Genomic DNA, 17,960 nt, shown 5'->3' on the forward strand with positions numbered 1-17,960 from the left:
AGGGCGCGAACACGGGCGGCCCGGTCACCGGCCGCTCCCCCGGCCCCCCGACGTCCACGGTACCCAGGAACCCGGCCCCCGGGCGGGAAAGCCGGGTTCCCCGCCCGATCGGGCCAAAGCCGCGGCCGAAGAGGCGGCCGAAACTGTCGGTGCCCACCGCTAGACTGGATCCCAGGGCTGCGGCCCGTCCTACAGCAGTTTCCACGCCCGGGTCAGCGTGTCCCGCAGGACCTGCTCCATCTCGTCGAACTGCGCCTGGTCGCAGATCAGCGGCGGCGACAGCTGCACCACCGGCTCGGCCCGGTCGTCGGCGCGGCAGTACAACCCCGCCTCGAACAGGGCATCCGAAAGGAACCCGCGCAACACGCGCTCGGACTCGTCGGCGCCGAAGGTCTCCTTGGTCGCCTTGTCCTTCACCAGCTCGATGCCGTAGAAGAAACCCGCACCCCGGACGTCGCCGACGATCGGCAAGTCGGTCAGCTTGTCCAAAGTGGACCGGAACGCCGCCTCCCGCGAAAGCACGTGCCCGTAGATGTCCTCCCGCTCCATGAGATCCAGGTTGGCCAGCGCCACCGCGCAGGACACCGGGTGCCCGCCGTAGGTCGACCCGTGCATGAACGTCGTCGCACCACGCGTGAACGGCTCCATCAGCCGCTCCGAAGCCAGCACCGCACCCAGCGGCGCGTACCCGGAGGTCAGGCCCTTCGCCGTCGTGATGATGTCCGGCTGGTAGCCGTAGCGCTTGGCGGCGAAGTCGTACCCGACGCGGCCGAACGCGCAGATCACCTCGTCCGACACGAGCAGCACGTCGTGCTTGTCGCAGATTTCGCGCACCCGCTCGAAGTACCCGGGCGGCGGCACAAAACAGCCGCCGGTGTTCTGCACCGGCTCGAGGAACACGGCCGCGACGGTGTCCGCGCCCTCGAACTCGATGGCCTGCTCGATCTGGTCGGCGGCCCAGCGCCCGTAGGCGGCGTAGTCGTCGGCGTGCTCGGGCGCGCGGTAGAAGTTCGTGTTCGGCACCCGCAGCGTGCTCGGCACGAGCGGCTCGAAGTCGGCTTTCGCGCCGGGGATGCCGGTGATCGACAGCGCGCCCTGCGACGTGCCGTGGTAGGCCAGCGCGCGGCTGATCACCTTGTGCTTGGTCGGTTTCCCGACGAGCTTGAAGTACTGCTTGGCGAGCTTCCACGCCGTCTCGACCGACTCGCCGCCGCTCACGGTGAAGAACACGCGGTTGAGGTCGCCGGGTGACGCGTCGGCCAGGCGCGAAGCCAGCTCGATCGCCGTCGGGTGCGCGTGGCCCCACAGCGGGAAGTACGCGAGCTGCTTCGTCTGCCGCGCGGCGGCTTCGGCGAGCTCTTCGCGGCCGTGCCCGACCTGCACCGCGAACAGGCCAGCGAGCCCGTCCAGATAGCGCTTCCCGCGGGCATCCCAGATGTAGGCGCCTTCGCCCCGCACGATCACCGGGACGTCGGTCTCGTCGTAGGCGGAGTGGCGGGTGAAGTGCATCCAGAGGTTGTCGCGGGCGGACTGGGCGAGCCTCGATGCGTCGACGGAAGCGCGGTCGGCGGTAGTGGTCATGCCTCGGTTATCGCACGCGCCGTCGCTGTCACGCAAGTGATTCAGTCGCCCGGACGAACATCGACAACTAATCCATGGTCAATATCGCGCCACGAGCTTCGGATTTAGTCGTGACGCTCAGCGAGTGCCCCACTGATAGGTCTGCTTCCGCAGCTTGAGGTAGACCATCGCCTCCGCGTGCCGGACCCCCGGCAGCGCGCGGATCCGCGTCGAGATCAGTTCGAGCAGCGCCTCGTCGTTCGCGCAGACCGCCTCGCACAGCAGGTCGTAGCGCCCGGCGCAGAGGATGACGTACGCGATTTCGTCCATTTCGGCCAGTGCGTCACCGACCGGCTCGAGCGGCCCCTCGACGGTGATGGCGATCATCGCCTGCCGGAACAGCCCGACCTGCAAGGGATCCGAGACGGCGACGATCTGGATGACCCCGGAGTCCGACAGCCGCTGCACCCGCTGCCGGACCGCCGCCTCCGACAGGCCGACCGCCTTGCCGATCGTCGCGTACGCGCGGCGGCCGTCTTCCTGCAGCTGCGCGATGATCTGCCGCGAGATGTCGTCGAGCACCGGCGGGGCGGGCCGGTTGGGCGTGTCCTGGCTGCTCACCCCCCGGATCATCCCCGACACGGGCAGCCCCAGGCAAACGCGGCACATTCGTCACGGAAGGTCACCGGATGCGAAAGCGCATCCCCGGAATGACAACGGATTTAGTCGCCTTCGGGCCGTTGACAACACCGAAACGGTGCTGTTCCATCCGTCGCACCTTGCCCCCGGCCGGAGGGAACGCCCCGTGTCCCGCACTCCCGCCCCGCCCGACACCACCACCGCCGCGACGCCGAAGACCGCCCGCAAGCTCACCCGCTCCATCGGGGTCGGCGGCGGCACGCTCCTCACGCTCAGCTGCGTGACCCCGGCGTCGTCGCTGTTCGTCCTCGTGCCCCCGCTGTTCGCCGAGCTCGGCACCGGCACCGCCCTCGCCATCACGCTCGCGGTGCTGCTCTGCGTCGGGATCGCCTTCTGCTACTCCGAGCTCGGCACGCTGGTGCCGAGCGCCGGCGGTGAATACGCGATGGTGACGACCGTGGCGAACCGGTTCGCCGGCTGGCTGACGTTCATGCTGTCGTTCATCGTGATCCTCGTCGTGCCGCCGATCATCGCGATCGGCGTCGCCGACTACGTCGCCGCGGTCGCGGATATCAACCCCTCGGTCGCCGGGGCGCTCGTGATGCTCGCCTCGACCGTGATGGGCCTGCTGAACCTGCGGTCCAACGCGTGGATCACCGGGATCTTCCTCGTCATCGAGATCGTCGCGATCTTCGTCGTGTCCCTGCTGGGCTTCACGCACACCACGCAGAGCCCGGCCGTGCTGCTGAAGCCGAGCCTCGGCGCCGGCGGGATCGGGCTGATCGCCGTGGTCGCCGGGCTCGCCGTCGCGTTGTTCGTCGTGCAGGGCTTCAGCACCGCCGTCTACCTGGCCGAAGAGATGCGCGAGCCGCGCAAGACCGTGGCCAGGACGGTGTTCTGGACGCTCGGCATCAGCGCGCTGGTCATCCTCGTGCCGGTCGTCGCCATCACCCTCGCCGTGCCGGACGCCGCCGCGCTCGCCGGGGTCGACCTCACCGCGCTGGTCACCACCTGGAGCGGCTCCGCCGTCGGCGTCGCGATCAGCCTCTGCATCGCCGCGGCGATCGTGAACGCCGTCATCGTGATGGTCATCCAGAACTCGCGGGTGCTCTACGCCTCCGCCCGCGACCAGGCCTGGCCGGCGCCGGTGAACCGCGTGATGAGCGTGGTCAGCGAACGGTTCGGCGCGCCGTGGGTCGCCACGCTCGTGGTCGGGCTGTCCGAAGCCGTCCTCTGCTTCGTGCCGGTGGACACGCTCAGCGGTGTCACCGGGGTCGCCGTCGTCGCGCTGTACCTCAGCGTCGCGGCCGCCGCGCTCGGCGCGCGCCGGGCCGCGCACCGCAAGCCCCACGTCTGGCGGATGCCGGCCTGGCCGGTGGTGCCGGCGGTCGCCGTCGCCGCGCTGGCGTACGTCCTGGTCGAGCAGAGCGCGCTCGACCTGGGCATCACGGCCGGGGTGCTGGTCGTGTCGGCGCTGTACTGGTGGGGGTACCTGCGGCGGCGGCCCGAGCGGTGGGTCGTGACCGTCCCGCCGGAGGAGTAGGTCAGTCCTTCGGCCGGCCCCTCAGCTGGCGCACGCCGATGATGATCACCGCGAGCAGGCCGACGACGCCGACCAGGACCCAGATCCAGCTCGGGATGCCGACGGAGTCGACCCCGGCCGGGGCCGGAGAGCTGGGCGCCGTCGGCTGGGTCTGGGCGACGGCGGACGTCGGAGCCGCCGGGCTCGAGGCCGCGGCGGTGAGGGTGAAGTGCACGGTGCCGGTGAGGTTGTCGCCGTCCTCGGCGATCACCTGCCAGGTCAGCGTGTAGGCCTGGGCGGGCCCGGCCGGCGTCACGGGCACCGTCACGACCTTGCCCGCGACCGCCGGCGTGCCGACCTTCCAGGCGGTGCCGTCGCGCCCGGTCACCTTGACCGGGTCCGGCGGCAGCGTCACCGGCTCGCCGAAGGTCAGCTGGAGCTGCGTCGGCGCGGTCGCGATCGAGGCGCCTTCCGCGGGTGAACTGGACTCGAGCTCGGTGTGGGCCGACGCCGGTCCGGCGAGGACGACAAGCCCCATAAGGGCGGGGAGGACGGCACCGAACGTGCGACGCGGGATCATCCGGACATCCTGCCCTATCCGCCCGTGCAGTCTTCGTGTCCACCCGTGCACCCGGGTGGGTCTCCCTTCTCTTCGCGCCGCCCATTGGCCAGGATGGACGCCTGGGTGGCGAGGGAAGGACCTCAATGGCGACAGTGCGCAACGAAGCCGATGCACGGCGGCAGCTGCGAGCGGAACACCAGCGAGAGAAGCAGGACGGGCACGACCCGCGGGAACACGCCTCGGGCGTCGCGCAGCCGCAGGGCGGGGGCACGGCCGCGCTGGTCGCCGACGGCTCCGACGTCCTGGAGCTGGACTACGCCGAGGTCGACGCGGCGAAGAAGGCCCTCGACGAGCGTCACCAGGAGCTGTCCGCCTACCTCGAAAGCGCCCGTGACCTCGGCACTCCGCTGGCCGACGGCAAGGGGCCGGTCTCCCACTGGATGCGCCGCTCGTTCGGCGTCCGCGGGGGCGCCGAGGCCGGTGGCGTGCAGGCCGCGCTGACGTCGTACCTCGGCGAGCTCGCCGCGCTCCGGCAGGCGCTCGACACCGTCGCCGCGACGCACCGCCGCAACGACGAGGAGGCCGCCGCGTCCCTCCGGGCGGGTGAGCGCGATGCCTGAGTACCACTCCACGCACCACGAGCCCACGAAGCGCGAGAAGGCGAAGGCGCGGCGCGTCCGTCGGGAGAAGGCCGCGAACGACCGTGAAGACACGTTCGGGCGGATCAACTGGGAGAGCTACGACCACCGCGAGCTGTGGGACATGGTCCAGTCGGCCGACCCACCCCGGTTGGGCGAGCAGGCCCACCGGTGGGCCGAGCTCGGCAAGGGCGTCGACACGGCCACCGGCGACGTCCACGCGCTGGTGCAGAAGCTGCTGCTGTCGTGGCGCGGCCCGTCCGCGGCGCAGGCGGCGGACTCGGTGCAGCGGCTGACCGGCTGGGCGAGCACCGCGAGCGAGAACGCCCGCCACATCGGCGACGGCCTCGACAGCTACACCTCGGCGATCGGCGAAGCCCGGCGGAAGATGCCGGAGCCGGTGCACTACTGGGCCGAGCGGTGGTTCCAGGAGGGGTACGCCGTCAAGCGGCTCGACGGGCCCGAAGGCGCGTACATGCTGGACGACCTGCTCGACGACAAGCTCCCCACCAAGAAGCAGGCCGACCAGGCCAAGGCCGAAGCCGTGCGCGTGATGGAGCAGTACGAGGGCGCGAGCCACGACGTCCGCCACCGGCTGCCCCCGGCGTTCGACACCGCGCCGCAGGTCAGCGCGGGCTCCGACACCCCGCGGGTGCCCACACCGGTGACGGTGGCGCCGCCCGTCGGCTCCCCCGGACCGGGCCACGACCCCGGCCGCGTCCCGGACGACTCGACGTCGTCCGCGGCCGCTCTTCCGGGCACGCTCACCGGCGCCGCTGGCCTGCCCGGCGGGCTCGACGGGGTGATCGGGCCGGGGGTGACGACCGGCGGCCAGACCAGCGGCGCGGGGTACGGGTCGGGCTTCGGCCCGGGCTTCCCCGGGGTCCCGGCCGGTCCGGCTTCCGGCGGAGGCGTCGGCGAAGGCGGCCGGACGGGCCTGGGCCGCGGACCGGGCGCCGGCGTGTCCGGCTTCGGCCCGGGTGCGAACGGCGGCCGCGGCTCGGCGGGCGGGTACGGGATGTACCCGCCGGGCCAGGGCGCCCGGCGCGAGGACGACACCGAGCACCGCGACAAGTACGCCGACGGGTACGACCTGCTCGACGACCTCCCGCCCGCGTACCCGCCGGTGTTCGGCGAATGAGCGGGTTCCACGCCGACCCCGCCGCGCTCGACGTCCTCGCCCGGCGGCTGGAGGACGCGGCGGAGGAGCACCGCGCCGCGGCGGCCGAGGTCGACGCCGCGGGCCTGGACGACCCGGGCCCGGTGTCGGCCGCGCTCACCGCGCTGACCGGCGAATGGTCCGGCAGGATGCGTGCCGTGGAGACGGACTTCGGCATGGCGGCGGCGAGCGTCCGGGCCGCGGCGAGGGCTTACCGGACCACGGACGCGGAAGCCGCCGGCGACCTGGGCCGGTCCGATGGCTGAGTTCCGCGGCCTCGGCTTCGACCCGGCGCCCGGCAGTCCCGACGCCGTCGCCGAGGCGGCCCGCCGGTGCGCCGAAGCGGCGGCCCGGCTCGGCGAAGCCCCGTCTCCCGGTGAGATCCCGGAATGGGCGGGCCGGTCCGCCCAGGCGCTGGCCGACCGCGCCCGCCGAGCCGCGGCGGGCCTGTCCGCCGTGCCGGACGCGATGCGCACGGCGGCAACGGTTCTCGGCGACTGGGCCGGGACGCTGCTCGCCCACCGCCGCCAGGCCGAAGAGCTGGACCGCCGGGCCGCGGCAGCGCGCCGAACCGTCGTCGACGCCGAAGACGACGTCGAGCGTGCCGAGACGGAAGCCCAGTTTTCCCCGGCCGGCCAAGGAGAGCTCACCGCCGCCCGCACCCGCCTCGCCGCCCGGCGCGACGACCTCGGGCGTGTCCTCGCCGAAGCGCGGGACCTCGAACGCGCCCACGCCACCGAAGCGGCCCGCGTCGCCGCCCGGCTGCGGGCCCTCGGTGACGGCGGACCGCTGCCGAGCGCACCGGACTTCCCTTCCCTCACCATCCATCTGGAGTCGTTCGCGGCCGCCGGGCGTGAGCTGGGGGTGACCGTCGCACGGACACCCGTCGCGCCGGTGACCCCGCCGCCGGGCGCCGTGGGCGCGTTCGCCGCCGCGCTGGGTGGCCGGTGAAACTGCCCGCCGTCCCGGGGATCACCCCGGTGAGCCTGGACTCGGTCGAGCGCACCACGGCCGAGCTGCACACGCTGATGGCACGCCTGCGCGGACCCGACGCCGCCCGCGACCTCGGGCTCGAGGCGGCCGCCGTCCAGTCCGCGGAGATCGCCCACGAGCAGCGCGCCGGCCTGCTCGCGCTGGTCGAACACCGTGACGCGGACCCGGCGCTGCTGATCGCCGGAATGATCGCCGCGGACCGGCCGCTCGACGAAGCCGCCGCGGCGGACCTCGGCCGGTTCGTCGCCGACCGGAGCCCGGGCATCCGCGAGGTGAGCAGCGCCCGCACCGGCCGCGGTTACCCGGTGACGATCGTCGAGCGCATCGGCCTGTCCGGCGCGCAGCTGCAGGCCGTGGTGCTCGACCCGGACCGCCCGCGCGCGGCGGTGTTCACCCTGCACTCCCCCGGCGGCCGGGGCTGGCTGGAGGTGGCCGGGCTGGCGGGCACGCTCGTCGCCGGCGTCGACCTCACGGCCGCAGCGCCCGCTCCCGGAACTCCCGTGGGGTCCGGCCGGTCGCCGCGCGGAACGTCCGCGAGAAGTGCGGGGCGCTCGTGAACCCGCAGTCCCGCGCGATCTCCGCGATCCCGCGTCCGGCCTTCGCGGGGTCGGCCAGGAGCACCTTCGCCCGTTCGATCCGGAGGCCCTTGAGCCGTTCCGAGACGCCTTGGCCGTCGTCGAACAGCTGGTACAGCCGCCTTCGTGAGATGTACAGGGCTTCGGCGATCCTGTCCGCTGTGAGGGACTGCTCGGACAGGTGCGCGCGCATGTACTCGAGTGCTTCGCGCCTTCGGGCCGCGAGTGCGTCGACGCGGTCGAGCTCGACGCGCAACGCGCTGCGCAGCACCAGTTCGGCCAGCCCGAGCAGGTGGTGGGCCAGGCCGTGCGGGTCGAGGCGCGACCCGGCCGCGAGGACGTGCGCCACGGCGCCGGCGAACAGCGACCGCAGCGGCGCGTCGACCTCCACCGGCCGGAACATCAGCGGCCGCAGCTCGCTGAAGGAGATCGACAGCTTCGCCGCGGCGACGGTCAGCATCACCACGCCGGACGGCTGCAGGTGCAGGGTCGCGTCGGCGAACGTCAGCTTCGCGCCAAACTCGGCGACCGCGCGCGGCACCGGGCAGCGCAGCAGCAGCTGGATGGCCTCCGGAGCACCGGTGGCGCCGCCGAGGATCGCCGCGCGCGCCGCCGCCGCGCCCGAAGCGCGGACGACGAGGTACCCGCTCGCGGGTACCTCCACAGGGTGCGGCTCGGCCATCGGCACCATCGTGCCCGACGGCGGCCGCCCACCACGGGAAGGGGGACCATGGCGCGCCGCACCGCGACGACGGCGGGAGTGATCCTGTCGCATCTGGAATTCGATCTCCTCTGGGAGGACCTGGGACCGGGCGGGCCGCCACCGCACCCGTTCGACGTCCCGGCGCACGGCGCCACCCACGCCGAGCGCGACGACCTGGGCGTCCGTGTGTTCGCGGGGCTGTCCGAAGCCGGGCTGACCGATGGTGACGACGTCGACCCGGGGCTGGCGGACCTGTTCGGGCTGCTGGCGTCACCGGCGCTGAGTGTCGACGCGCTGGTGCTCGGCGAGGCGCCGTGGCGGCTGCTCGCCGCGGTGCGGGACACGGCCGGGGTGCTGGCCGTGCTGGACGAACGCGACCTGGTGCTGGAGCCGTTGCGCCCGGCCGACCTGGTCCCGGCGGTCACCCGCATGCTCGGCGACCAGCCCCCGGGCCCCGGCGACCAGCTCCGCCTCCCCCGCGCGGCCTACTCGGCGGCGACGGAGGCGTACGCGCGCAGCGGTTACGACGCGTTCGAGCGGGCCTTGGGCGCGGCCGGGATCACCGGCCGGGCCGTGCGGCCGCTCGCCACGCTGGTCACGGCCGAGCGCTACGCGGCGGGCCAGCTCGCCGCGACGGGCCCGGCGGGCCGCACCCCGGTCGTGGCCTGGTTCGACACGGCGGCGGGGCGGTACGCGGTGACCCCGGAGGACGTCGGCGGCGAGCCGTGGGTGACGCTCACCCCCGCCGACGGCGCGTGGTTGGCCGACCGGATCGGCCGTCTGGTCGACGACGTGCGGTGAGCGGACCGGTCAGGTCGCCCAGGTCACGGGGGTGAAGGAGTCGTCGGGCTCGCGTGACCGGATCGTGGGCCCGGACTGTCGTCGGGGCCGGATCTCCGGTCCCGAGGCTTGAGCCGGACCGGGCTGGTCCTGCTCGCGCGGCCGAATCTCGGTTCCCGAGGCTTGAGCCGGGTCGGGCTCGTCCTGCTCGCGCGGCCGGATCGCAGGCCCCGCCATCCCGCCGGACTCCTCTTCCGGCAGCAAGTCGCCGAGCAGCTCCCGCCCCTGCCGCAGCGCATCACCCGCCGCCTGCTCCGCCAGCCGCCGGATCACCCCGGCCAGCTCCCCGGGCGCCCGGTTCAGCGCCCACCGGTCGAACCGCAGGTCGACCAGCGCGCCGTGCAGATCGACCAGCACCGAAACGCCGTCCCCGGCCGCACTCGCGCGAATCGCCGCCAGCCGCGCCCCGTACCCCGGGTCCGGCGCCGCGAAGGCGTCGTCGGCCAGCTCCACCGCCGTCCGCTCGCCGTTCATTGCGCCCGCCAGCTTTCCGGCGTCGTCTCTTCCGCGGCTTCTCCCGGCGCGGGCAGGCCGAGGCCTTCGAGCCCGTCGTCGACGGTGTGCCACAGCGACGCGGTGGCGCGAGCCGACGCGGCCGCCGTCAGCAGCAGGATGCGGCGGGCGAGCTCGTCCGGCTCCAGCCGCAGCGCCGACGCCTCCAGCGTCAGCTCCCGCAGCGCCCCACCGGGCGCGACCTCCACGGCGACCGTCCGGTCGGCGGCTTTTCCGGTGATCACGGGTGGACCCCTCCGTAGAACGTCGACGCCGAGAGCGTGTGCGTGTTCCGGCGGACGGCGTCCCCGGAGTTGCCCTCGATCATCGTGACCTGGTTCCCCTCGACCTTCTCGACGATGCCGATGTGCGTGCTCGTCGACGTGTTCTGCGGCCCGGTGCCGAAGATCAGCACGTCACCCGGGCGCGCCTGGTGCAGCGAGTTCTTGCCGTATGCGTGCCCGTTCTCCTGGCCCCAGTGGTAGACGTCCCCGCTGAACGGCAGGATCGGGATCTTCACCCCGGCCTTGCGCCACATCGCGGTGGCGAACGACGAGCACCACGCGGCGGTCGGGCCGTACGGGTTCCGGTTGCTGCCCGGCGGGTTCTCGCGGACGCCCAGCTGCGTGCGCGCGGCGTGGACGACGTCCTTCCCACGCCCGGACGCCTTGCTGGAATGGGTCGACTTGCCGGGATGAGTCGCGTGCGCGGGCGCCGTCTTGTCAGCGACGCCGTCGTGGGTCAGGTCCTTCCGGAGCTCGTTCAGCTTCTTCGCCGCCGCCTTGAGCTCGGCGTCGACGTGCCGCAGTGTCGACGCGGACTGGCGCGTGTACTGCGGCGCGAGGTCCGCGGCGTGGCCGACGGCCCGCATGAGCGCGGCCTGCGTCCCGGTCGTCGCGCCGGCGTCGAGGATCTGCTTCGCCTTGGCGGTGTACTCGTCGACCAGCCGCTGCACCGCCGTGTGCCCGCTGTCCACAGTGGACGCCACGTGCGCGACGAGCTTCTCCGCCGCGGCCCCGGCGGCACCGGTGACCTTCAGCTCCTTCGTGAGCTTGGCGCTGGTGTGTTCGAAGCCGTCGGCGCCGTGGCCGTGCCACTGGCCGAGCACCGTGGCGCTTTCCTTGTGGTAGGCGTCGTGCTGGGCGTCCAGCGCGCCCGCCACCTGGTGCAGGGCGAACTCGGCGCGGACGGCGTCCTCGGCCTTCCCGGCGAGCTTGTTGCGGTGCGCGATGAGGTCCTTCGCGAAGGAGCGCGCGAGCGCGGCGGTGTCCATGTCAGTTCCGTCCGTTCAGCGCGGCGGCGGTCGCCGTCTCGTGGTCGCGATAGGACTTCGCGGCCTTCTGCGCGGCCGAAGCGAGCCCGTCGGCGTGCGCGCCGACGCCCTTGACCTGCTTCTGCAGCGCCAGGCCGAAGCCGGCGAGCGCGTCGGCGAACCCGGACTCCTTGCCGATCTTGCCGAAGCTCTCGTGGCCGATCTCCCGCACGTCGCGCAGCTGCCCGGTCGTGGCGCCCAGCGTGTCGGCGACGTGCCGGGTCCGCTTCACGTAGGAGTGCAGGACGGTGTCGTCGACGCGCAGCGGCTTGCCATGGGATGCGCCGGACTGCGCGTGGGGCTCGCCGTGGTGCTTCGTGACGTCCTGGGCGGCCTTGCGCGCGGCGGTGAGGTGGTCCTTGTAGGCGCCGTTCGTGTACGTCGACCAGGGCGTGAAGTCGTGGCCGTCACTCGAGATGTCCTTCGCGACCCGGGCGTTCGTGTCCGCGTTGAACAGCGCGTCGTTCGACTTGAGGTGGTACTGGTGGCGCCGGTCCGGGCCGAGCGCACCCAGCATGTTGATCTGCCACAGGCCGTAGGAGTTGTCCGGCGGCGTGGCGTTGTGCGCGGTCGTCCGGCCGCCGGACTCGGCCAGCGCGACCGCGACCGCCGTGGTCAGGCCCTGGCCGCGGAACCCGGCGTCGTAGGCGTGCCGGGCGATCTGCTCGGCGCTCAGCTTGGTCATGGGTTCGACCTTGACCGTCCGGGTACCCGCCGCGGTAGCCGCGCTGCACGCAGGGACAACCCCGCTGCACACGCGGCTCAACCTTCGGGGCCGGTCAGCCGTACTGATCCCGGGAGGACCCGCGACGAGGGGAAAGACGGATGCGCAGCACCGGGGTAGCGACCCTGCTGGGGTTGATGCTGGTCACGGCGGCGTGTTCGCCGCCGCGGACGACCACGCCGAGCCCGATCGCCGAGCCGGCGCCACTGACGAAGACGACCACGCCGACCACGACGGCTCCCCCACCCGTGCCACCCTGCGCCGTCACCACCGGCGCGTGCGTGAGCCTGACCCAGCGGCTCGCCTGGCTGCTGCGGGACGGCCAGGTCGTGCGCGGCCCGGTCCCCGCCGGGTTCGGGCCGCCCGACCAGGCGACCCCCGCGGGGTCGTTCCGCGTCGCGTGGAAGGACCGCGAGCACACCAGCAGCATCTACGGCACGAACATGCCCTACTCGGTGTTCTTCGCGGCCGGCGGCATCGCCTTCCACGAGGGTCCGCTGGACGCGCCGTCGCACGGTTGTGTCCACCTGGACGACGCCGACGCGGCCGCGTTCTTCGACGGGTTGAACGTCGGCGACGCGGTGCAGGTCGTATAAACTCAGCGGACCTTGACCACTTCCCTTTCCGACGTCGTCGCGCGGCTGCGTGCCGCCGGTTGTGTGTTCGCCGAGGACGAGGCCGAGCTCCTCGTCACCGCGGCCGCGTCCTCCGCCGAGCTCGAGTCGCTGGTCGAGCGCCGCGTCGCCGGCCTGCCGCTGGAGCAGCTGCTCGGCTGGGCGGAGTTCCACGGCTTGCGGATCACCGTGCGGCCCGGCGTGTTCGTGCCGCGGCACCGGACGGAGTTCCTCGTCGACGTCGCCGTGTCGCTCGCCCCGCCCGACCCCGTCGTGCTGGACCTGTGCTGCGGTTCGGGCGCGCTCGGCGCTGCGTTCGCCGCGGTGCTGCGGCCGCTTGAGCTGCACGCCGCCGACGTCGAGCGCGCGGCCGTCGAGTGCGCCCGCGTGAACCTTCCGGATTTCCACGTCCACCAGGGCGATCTCTACGACGCGCTGCCGTCGTCGCTGCGCGGCCGGGTCGACGTGCTGCTGGCGAACGTCCCGTATGTCCCGTCGGAGGCCGTCGCGACGATGCCGCCCGAGGCCCGGCTGCACGAACCCCGCGTCGCGCTGGACGGCGGCGCGGACGGCCTCGACCTCGCCCGCCGCGTCGCCACCGGGGCGCCGGACTGGCTGGCTCCCGGCGGGACCGTGCTGGTCGAGGCGAGTGAGCGGCAGGCGCCGGTGCTGGCGGCGCTCTTCGCCGAGGCCGGCCTGGCGCCGCGGGTGCACGAGTCCGAGGAGCTGGGCGCCACCGTGGTCACCGGGTCCCGCATCACCCAGCCGAGATCTCACGTTTCGGCGCCGTGAGCGTCTACCAGGTGTGATCGTGAAACCGTTCGAGCAGATCGTGGCCGAGCACGGACCGATGGTCTTCCGGGTCTGCCGGGCCGTGCTGGGCCCCGCAGACGCCGAAGACGCCTGGTCGGAGACCTTCTTGTCGGCGCTGAAGGCGTACCCCGAGCTGCCCGCCGACGCGAACGTCCAGGCGTGGCTCGTCACGATCGCGCACCGCAAGGCCATCGACGTCACGCGGGCGCACGCGCGCGCCCCGGTCCCGGTCGGCGAGGTCCCGGACCGCCCGGGCCGCGAGCCGACGTGGGACGGCGACCTGTGGGCGGCGCTGGCCCGGCTGCCGGACAAGCAGCGCGCCGCCGTCGCCTACCACTACCTGGGCGGGCTGCCGTACCGCGAAATCGCCGAGATCCTCGGCGGCACCACGGAGGCCGCCCGCCGCGCGGCCGCCGACGGCGTCAAGGCCCTGCGGGCCACCTATCCCGTGAACTTGGAAGGAGCGCACTCATGACCGACATCTTCGCCTCGCTTCCGGTGGAGTACGAGCTCAACCCGAACCGCATGCACGAGCGCCTGACCGCGGCCGCCGAGCGCGAAGGCCTGCTCGACCTCGCCTACCGCACCCTGGACAGCCCGGTCGGCCCCCTGCTGCTGGCCGCAACCGAGCGCGGCCTGGTCAAGGTGGCCTTCGACCGCCAGGACCACGAGGCGGTGCTGGCGGCGCTGGCCGAGAGCATCAGCCCCCGCATCCTCCGAGCCCCAGCCCGCCTCGACACGGTGACCAGACAGCTGGACGAGTACTTCACGGGCGGCCGCCAGTCGTTCGACGTCCCGCTCGACTTCCGCCTGGCCCGAGGGTTCCGCCTCTCGGTCCTGGAGCACCTCCCGGAGATCGCGTACGGCCACACGGAGAGCTACGCCCAGGTAGCAGCGGCGGCAGGCAGCCCCAAGGCGGTCCGCGCCGTGGGCACGGCGTGCGCGCTCAACCCATTGCCAGTGGTGGTGCCCTGCCACCGAGTGGTCCGTTCCGACGGTTCGTACGGCCAGTACGCAGGTGGTGAAGAGGCCAAGCGAGTGCTGTTGACCTTGGAGGCGGCCTGAGCCGCTGCTAGGCGCCGGTCTTCGGCTACTCCACCTTCGGCCCGAGTCAGCGGGGTCGAAGGTGGAGCAGCCGTCCCGTCTCTCTTCCCCTCCGGCGGGGAGCGGCGGCTGACTGGGCGTCGCCGGGGCCCAGTACGCCCCGCCGGCCCCAGCGACGCACCACCCTCCGCAGCGCGCACATCCTCACCCCCACAGCACACTCTCTCCTCGGCGCCGCCGTCCGCAGCGCGCACATCCCCGCGCCCACAGCACACTCGTCCTCACCACCGCCCCTCCGCAGCGCACTCATCGTCGCCCCAACAGCCCCCCTCCGCACCACCACCCTCCGCAGCACTCATCCTCGCGGCCGCCGCTACAACAGCCGCCTGGCCAGGACAGCAGGTCCGCCCGCCTTGCCCACCGGCACCGGACCACTCGCCCAGCCGCCCCACCTGGCACCGGGACCGCTCGTCCATCCACCAGCAACGCCCGGCACTGGCCCCCTCGCGCCCCGGCTGCCTCGCCCTGCCGAGCCGCCACTCCCCCGTTCTCACCCGCGTCCACACCAGAACCAAATCGCCCTCCCCGCCGATCTCACGTTTTCCCCACCCGGCGCGTCTACCAGGTATGAGCACATTCGAGAAGCGGGTCGCGGCGGCCGACTGGAACGCCGTGGCCGCCGAAGTCGACGACTACGGCTGCGCGTTGCTGCCGCAGCTCCTGACCCCGGCCGAGTGCGCCGAGCTCGTCGCGATGTGGGACGAGCCGGAGCACTTCCGCGCCACCGTGAACCTGCGGCGCCACCGCTTCGGCGACAACGGCGACTACCACTACTTCGCCGCACCGTTCCCGGAGCCGGTGCAGCGCCTCCGCCAGGCGCTCTACCCCCGGCTGCTGCCGATCGCCCAGGATTGGCACGCCCGCCTCGGTCGCGACGCGGAATGGCCGTCCACCTTGGACGAATGGCTGGACATCTGCCACGCCGCCGGCCAGCGGCGGCCGACACCGATCCTGCTGCGCTACGAAACGGGCGGCTGGAACGCACTGCACCGCGACCTGTACGGCGACAAGGTGTTCCCGCTCCAGGTCGTGATCAACCTCAACAACCCGGGCACCGACCACACCGGAGGCGAGTTCCTGCTGGTCGAGCAACGACCACGCGCTCAGTCACGCGGCACCGCGACACTCATCCCCCAGGGACACGGCCTCGTGTTCACCACCCGCGACCGCCCAGTTCGCTCAGCCCGAGGCTGGTCGGCGTCCCCGGTCCGCCACGGCATCTCGGCAGTCCGCTCAGGCCGACGGCACACGCTCGGCCTCGTCTTCCACGACGCGACATGACCGACGCGGAGCTCGAGGCGATGGTCCGCCTCATCGGCCGGGCCCGGCACATCGTCCTGGGCACCGCGGCCGATCCAGTGTCGCGGGCCGACGGGGCACGCATCGCCACGGCCTGGGGCGGCCTGGTCCTGGCCACAGTGACGTGGCCGGAGACGGCGGCTTCCTGGCTGCGCCAAGCCCGCCGCTTCGCAGCACCGGAACCGGACATTTGGGTGGTCGGCGCAACACCGGCCGGCTGGGCCGGGATGGCACAACGGTTGCGGATGTCGACGTCCTGGAGTCCACATCGGACGGTCGTCACCGCAACCTTGGCAGATTTTCGCATGCCCGGCGTACGCGGCGCACGGGCCGACGGCAGCACTTGGGAGGACTGATGAAACACAAGATCGTCGACTCACCGATCGGCCCCCTGACCCTCGTCGGAGACGGCGAGGTCGTCACCGGCCTGTACTTCCCGCACCACTGGACGCGCCCCGACCGGTCGACGTTCGGCGAGCAGGACGACACGGCCTTCCCGGAAGCGGTCCACCAGCTGAAGGAGTACTTCGCCGGCCAGCGCACCGAGTTCGACATCCCGACGCGCGCCGACGGCCCCGCCTTCGACCGCGCGGTGTGGGCCGAGATCGCGAAGATCCCCTACGGCCACACCGCCACGTACGGCGAACTCGCGCAAGCCGTAGGCGGTCTGCCGCACGAAGTCGGCGCGGCGGTGGGCCGCAACCCGCTGAGCATCCTCGTGGCTTGCCACCGCGTCGTCGGCAAGAACGGCAAGCTGACCGGCTACGCAGGCGGCCTGAAGCGCAAGGAGTTCCTCCTGGAACTGGAACGCCCACCGGCGTCGGAGCGCGGCCAGCTCTGGTGAGCTAGACGTGGCTCAGCAGCATCGTCGCACCGAGGCCGGTCATGGTCACGGCGATGAGGACGTCCAGCACACGCCACGCCACCGGCTTGGCAAACACGCCGGCCAACCGCTTCGCGCCGAAGCCCAGCGCACTGAACCACACGGCACTGGCAATGCCGGCCCCGACACCGAAGACCCACCGCCCATCGCCGTGAGCAACGGCGATCGAGCCGAGCAGCAGCACGGTGTCGAGGTAGACGTGCGGGTTGAGCCAGGTAAAGGCAACACAGGCAAGCACCGCCTTCCGCAGCGGCGTCCGTTCCTCACCCACGGTCATCACCGAAGGCCGGAACGCCCGCCGCGCGGCAAGGGCCCCATAGGCAAGGAGGAACAGCCCACCCCCGACAGCGATGACCCCGATGGCGGTCGGCCACCGGCCCAGGACGGCCCCGATCCCACTGACCCCCAGCCCGATGAGCACCAGATCGGACACGGCGCAGATCACCACGAGCGGCGTCACGGCTCCCCCACGCAGACCCTGCTGCAGCAGGAAGGCGTTCTGAGAGCCGATGGCGACGATGAGCGAGAGGCCGGTTCCGAACCCGGCGACGAGCAGAGGGAGCACGCCTCCACGGTATGACCGTCCGGCCGCGTTACTCCAGCTAAAGATTCTTACGTAACATTAGCGCTCATGATGTCGGACCTCCCCCTGGACCAGGTCAGAACGCTCCTGGCCGTAGTGGACGAGCAAAGCTTCGACGCGGCGGCGGCGGTCCTGCACGTCACGCCGTCCGCGGTCAGCCAGCGGGTAAAGGCCCTGGAGCAGCGCACCGGCCGGGTCCTCCTGCTCCGGACCAAGCCAGTACGCCTGACCGAATCCGGCAAGGTGGTAGTCCGCTACGCGCGGTCCCTGGCCCAGCTGGAACAGGACGCGCTCTCCGAGCTGGGCCTGGGCTCGTCAGCCGTCCGCACGCTCACCATCGCGGTAAACGCCGACTCCTTGGCAACATGGTTCCTTCCGGCCCTCTCCCAAGTCCCGGAGTCCCTGTCCCTCAGCTACGACTTGCAACGCGAGGACCAGGACCACACAGCAGCGCTCCTGCGCGAAGGCCTGGTGATGGCCGCAGTAACGGCGGCTCCCCAGCCAGTCCAAGGCTGCACCTCCCACCGCCTCGGCCGCATGCGCTACCGGGCAATGGCATCACCAGCCTTCATCCAGCGCCGGCTCTCCTCAGCCCCGCTCCCCTCCGCCCTCCCCACCGCACCGGTGATCGTGTTCGACCGCAAGGACGACCTCCAGGACCGCTTCCTCCGAGCCCTGACCCGCCGCCGAAACTTCACCCTGGTCCGCCACTACGTCCCAGCCTCAGAGTCCTTCACCGACGCGGTAACAGCCGGCCTGGGCTGGGGAATGGTCCCAGAAATCCAGGCGGCCTCCCGCGGAGACGTCCTGGTCGACCTGGCGCCGGACCGTCCCTTGGACGTCCCCCTGCACTGGCAGCAGTGGAAGCTGGATTCCCCGGCCCTCGCAGCAGTGGCACAGGCAGTAGCCCAAGGCGCGAAGACCGCACTCCGCTGAGTAGCCGCA

24 protein-coding genes are annotated in these 17,960 nt (G+C 72.5%); 15 read left to right on the forward strand and 9 right to left on the reverse strand.

Features of this window, described 5'->3' with window-relative positions:
* Window positions 1–189: 189 nt before the first annotated feature.
* Entirely contained in the window at window positions 190–1,581 is a 1,392-nt protein-coding gene (locus tag ACZ61C_RS44030; RefSeq protein ID WP_465313919.1) for an aspartate aminotransferase family protein, read from the reverse strand.
* Window positions 1,582–1,698: 117 nt separating this feature from the next.
* A complete protein-coding gene (locus ACZ61C_RS44035) occupies window positions 1,699–2,193 on the reverse strand; it encodes an Lrp/AsnC family transcriptional regulator (protein WP_465313920.1) in 495 nt (164 codons plus the stop codon).
* A 172-nt stretch (window positions 2,194–2,365) separates the two neighbouring features.
* Here ACZ61C_RS44035 and ACZ61C_RS44040 point away from each other — a divergent pair, with 172 nt between their 5' ends.
* Window positions 2,366–3,742, forward strand: a complete 1,377-nt coding sequence (locus tag ACZ61C_RS44040) for an APC family permease (protein WP_465313921.1) — start codon at window positions 2,366–2,368, stop codon at window positions 3,740–3,742.
* A 1-nt stretch (window position 3,743) separates the two neighbouring features.
* On the opposite strand, the gene ACZ61C_RS44045 is transcribed toward ACZ61C_RS44040, so the two are convergent.
* Window positions 3,744–4,301, reverse strand: coding sequence for a copper resistance CopC family protein (locus tag ACZ61C_RS44045; RefSeq protein WP_465313922.1), 558 nt, complete (start codon window positions 4,299–4,301; stop codon window positions 3,744–3,746).
* 125 nt (window positions 4,302–4,426) lie between these two features.
* On the opposite strand from ACZ61C_RS44045, the gene ACZ61C_RS44050 reads away from it, so the two are divergent.
* The 5 genes from ACZ61C_RS44050 to ACZ61C_RS44070 are packed head-to-tail and all read left to right on the forward strand — an operon-like array spanning window position 4,427 to window position 7,630.
* Complete coding sequence (locus ACZ61C_RS44050; protein WP_465313923.1) at window positions 4,427–4,903, forward strand: hypothetical protein; 477 nt, start codon at window positions 4,427–4,429, stop codon at window positions 4,901–4,903.
* A complete protein-coding gene (locus ACZ61C_RS44055; protein ID WP_465313924.1) occupies window positions 4,896–6,062 on the forward strand; it encodes a PPE domain-containing protein in 1,167 nt (388 codons plus the stop codon). Before ACZ61C_RS44050 ends, ACZ61C_RS44055 begins: the two co-directional genes overlap by 8 nt.
* On the forward strand, window positions 6,059–6,346 hold the full coding sequence (locus tag ACZ61C_RS44060; protein WP_465313925.1) for a hypothetical protein: 288 nt from the start codon (window positions 6,059–6,061) through the stop codon (window positions 6,344–6,346). Before ACZ61C_RS44055 ends, ACZ61C_RS44060 begins: the two co-directional genes overlap by 4 nt.
* Window positions 6,339–7,031, forward strand: coding sequence for a hypothetical protein (locus tag ACZ61C_RS44065; RefSeq protein ID WP_465313926.1), 693 nt, complete (start codon window positions 6,339–6,341; stop codon window positions 7,029–7,031). Before ACZ61C_RS44060 ends, ACZ61C_RS44065 begins: the two co-directional genes overlap by 8 nt.
* Window positions 7,028–7,630, forward strand: a complete 603-nt coding sequence (locus ACZ61C_RS44070; protein ID WP_465313927.1) for a hypothetical protein — start codon at window positions 7,028–7,030, stop codon at window positions 7,628–7,630. Before ACZ61C_RS44065 ends, ACZ61C_RS44070 begins: the two co-directional genes overlap by 4 nt.
* On the opposite strand, the gene ACZ61C_RS44075 is transcribed toward ACZ61C_RS44070, so the two are convergent.
* On the reverse strand, window positions 7,542–8,330 hold the full coding sequence (locus ACZ61C_RS44075; protein WP_465313928.1) for a helix-turn-helix transcriptional regulator: 789 nt from the start codon (window positions 8,328–8,330) through the stop codon (window positions 7,542–7,544). The genes ACZ61C_RS44070 and ACZ61C_RS44075 overlap by 89 nt on opposite strands.
* Before the next feature lie 48 nt (window positions 8,331–8,378).
* On the opposite strand from ACZ61C_RS44075, the gene ACZ61C_RS44080 reads away from it, so the two are divergent.
* Window positions 8,379–9,152, forward strand: coding sequence for an ESX secretion-associated protein EspG (locus ACZ61C_RS44080; protein WP_465313929.1), 774 nt, complete (start codon window positions 8,379–8,381; stop codon window positions 9,150–9,152).
* A gap of 9 nt (window positions 9,153–9,161) precedes the next feature.
* On the opposite strand, the gene ACZ61C_RS44085 is transcribed toward ACZ61C_RS44080, so the two are convergent.
* The 4 genes from ACZ61C_RS44085 to ACZ61C_RS44100 are packed head-to-tail and all read right to left on the reverse strand — an operon-like array spanning window position 9,162 to window position 11,680.
* On the reverse strand, window positions 9,162–9,665 hold the full coding sequence (locus tag ACZ61C_RS44085; RefSeq protein WP_465313930.1) for a hypothetical protein: 504 nt from the start codon (window positions 9,663–9,665) through the stop codon (window positions 9,162–9,164).
* Window positions 9,662–9,928 carry a YbaB/EbfC family DNA-binding protein gene (locus ACZ61C_RS44090; RefSeq protein WP_465313931.1) on the reverse strand — a complete coding sequence of 89 codons (267 nt, stop codon included), beginning with the start codon at window positions 9,926–9,928 and terminating at the stop codon, window positions 9,662–9,664. Before ACZ61C_RS44090 ends, ACZ61C_RS44085 begins: the two co-directional genes overlap by 4 nt.
* Window positions 9,925–10,956: a CHAP domain-containing protein gene (locus tag ACZ61C_RS44095; protein WP_465313932.1), complete on the reverse strand. Its 1,032-nt coding sequence runs from the start codon at window positions 10,954–10,956 to the stop codon at window positions 9,925–9,927. The genes ACZ61C_RS44090 and ACZ61C_RS44095 overlap by 4 nt, the downstream gene beginning before the upstream one ends.
* A 1-nt stretch (window position 10,957) precedes the next feature.
* Entirely contained in the window at window positions 10,958–11,680 is a 723-nt protein-coding gene (locus ACZ61C_RS44100; protein ID WP_465313933.1) for a transglycosylase SLT domain-containing protein, read from the reverse strand.
* Window positions 11,681–11,820: 140 nt separating this feature from the next.
* Between ACZ61C_RS44100 and ACZ61C_RS44105 the strand changes: the two genes are divergently transcribed.
* The 7 genes from ACZ61C_RS44105 (at window position 11,821) to ACZ61C_RS44135 (ending at window position 16,393) form a co-directional block, all read left to right on the forward strand.
* Window positions 11,821–12,315: a L,D-transpeptidase gene (locus ACZ61C_RS44105; protein WP_465313934.1), complete on the forward strand. Its 495-nt coding sequence runs from the start codon at window positions 11,821–11,823 to the stop codon at window positions 12,313–12,315.
* A gap of 12 nt (window positions 12,316–12,327) precedes the next feature.
* Window positions 12,328–13,125 carry a putative protein N(5)-glutamine methyltransferase gene (locus ACZ61C_RS44110; protein ID WP_465313935.1) on the forward strand — a complete coding sequence of 266 codons (798 nt, stop codon included), beginning with the start codon at window positions 12,328–12,330 and terminating at the stop codon, window positions 13,123–13,125.
* Between the two features lie 13 nt (window positions 13,126–13,138).
* Window positions 13,139–13,621: an RNA polymerase sigma factor gene (locus ACZ61C_RS44115; protein WP_465313936.1), complete on the forward strand. Its 483-nt coding sequence runs from the start codon at window positions 13,139–13,141 to the stop codon at window positions 13,619–13,621.
* The gene (locus ACZ61C_RS44120) at window positions 13,618–14,211 is read left to right on the forward strand and encodes a methylated-DNA--[protein]-cysteine S-methyltransferase (protein ID WP_465313937.1); all 594 of its coding nucleotides are present in this window, start codon (window positions 13,618–13,620) and stop codon (window positions 14,209–14,211) included. Before ACZ61C_RS44115 ends, ACZ61C_RS44120 begins: the two co-directional genes overlap by 4 nt.
* A 606-nt stretch (window positions 14,212–14,817) precedes the next feature.
* Window positions 14,818–15,531, forward strand: coding sequence for a 2OG-Fe(II) oxygenase (locus tag ACZ61C_RS44125; RefSeq protein ID WP_465313938.1), 714 nt, complete (start codon window positions 14,818–14,820; stop codon window positions 15,529–15,531).
* Window positions 15,528–15,905: a hypothetical protein gene (locus ACZ61C_RS44130; RefSeq protein ID WP_465313939.1), complete on the forward strand. Its 378-nt coding sequence runs from the start codon at window positions 15,528–15,530 to the stop codon at window positions 15,903–15,905. Before ACZ61C_RS44125 ends, ACZ61C_RS44130 begins: the two co-directional genes overlap by 4 nt.
* Entirely contained in the window at window positions 15,905–16,393 is a 489-nt protein-coding gene (locus tag ACZ61C_RS44135; protein WP_465313940.1) for a methylated-DNA--[protein]-cysteine S-methyltransferase, read from the forward strand. Before ACZ61C_RS44130 ends, ACZ61C_RS44135 begins: the two co-directional genes overlap by 1 nt.
* Before the next feature lies 1 nt (window position 16,394).
* On the opposite strand, the gene ACZ61C_RS44140 is transcribed toward ACZ61C_RS44135, so the two are convergent.
* Window positions 16,395–16,997, reverse strand: coding sequence for a LysE/ArgO family amino acid transporter (locus tag ACZ61C_RS44140; protein WP_465313941.1), 603 nt, complete (start codon window positions 16,995–16,997; stop codon window positions 16,395–16,397).
* A gap of 66 nt (window positions 16,998–17,063) precedes the next feature.
* Between ACZ61C_RS44140 and ACZ61C_RS44145 the strand changes: the two genes are divergently transcribed.
* Complete coding sequence (locus tag ACZ61C_RS44145) at window positions 17,064–17,951, forward strand: LysR family transcriptional regulator ArgP (protein ID WP_465313942.1); 888 nt, start codon at window positions 17,064–17,066, stop codon at window positions 17,949–17,951.
* The last annotated feature ends 9 nt before the right edge of the window (window positions 17,952–17,960 follow it).

This window comes from Amycolatopsis sp. NPDC104587 (assembly GCF_055583645.1).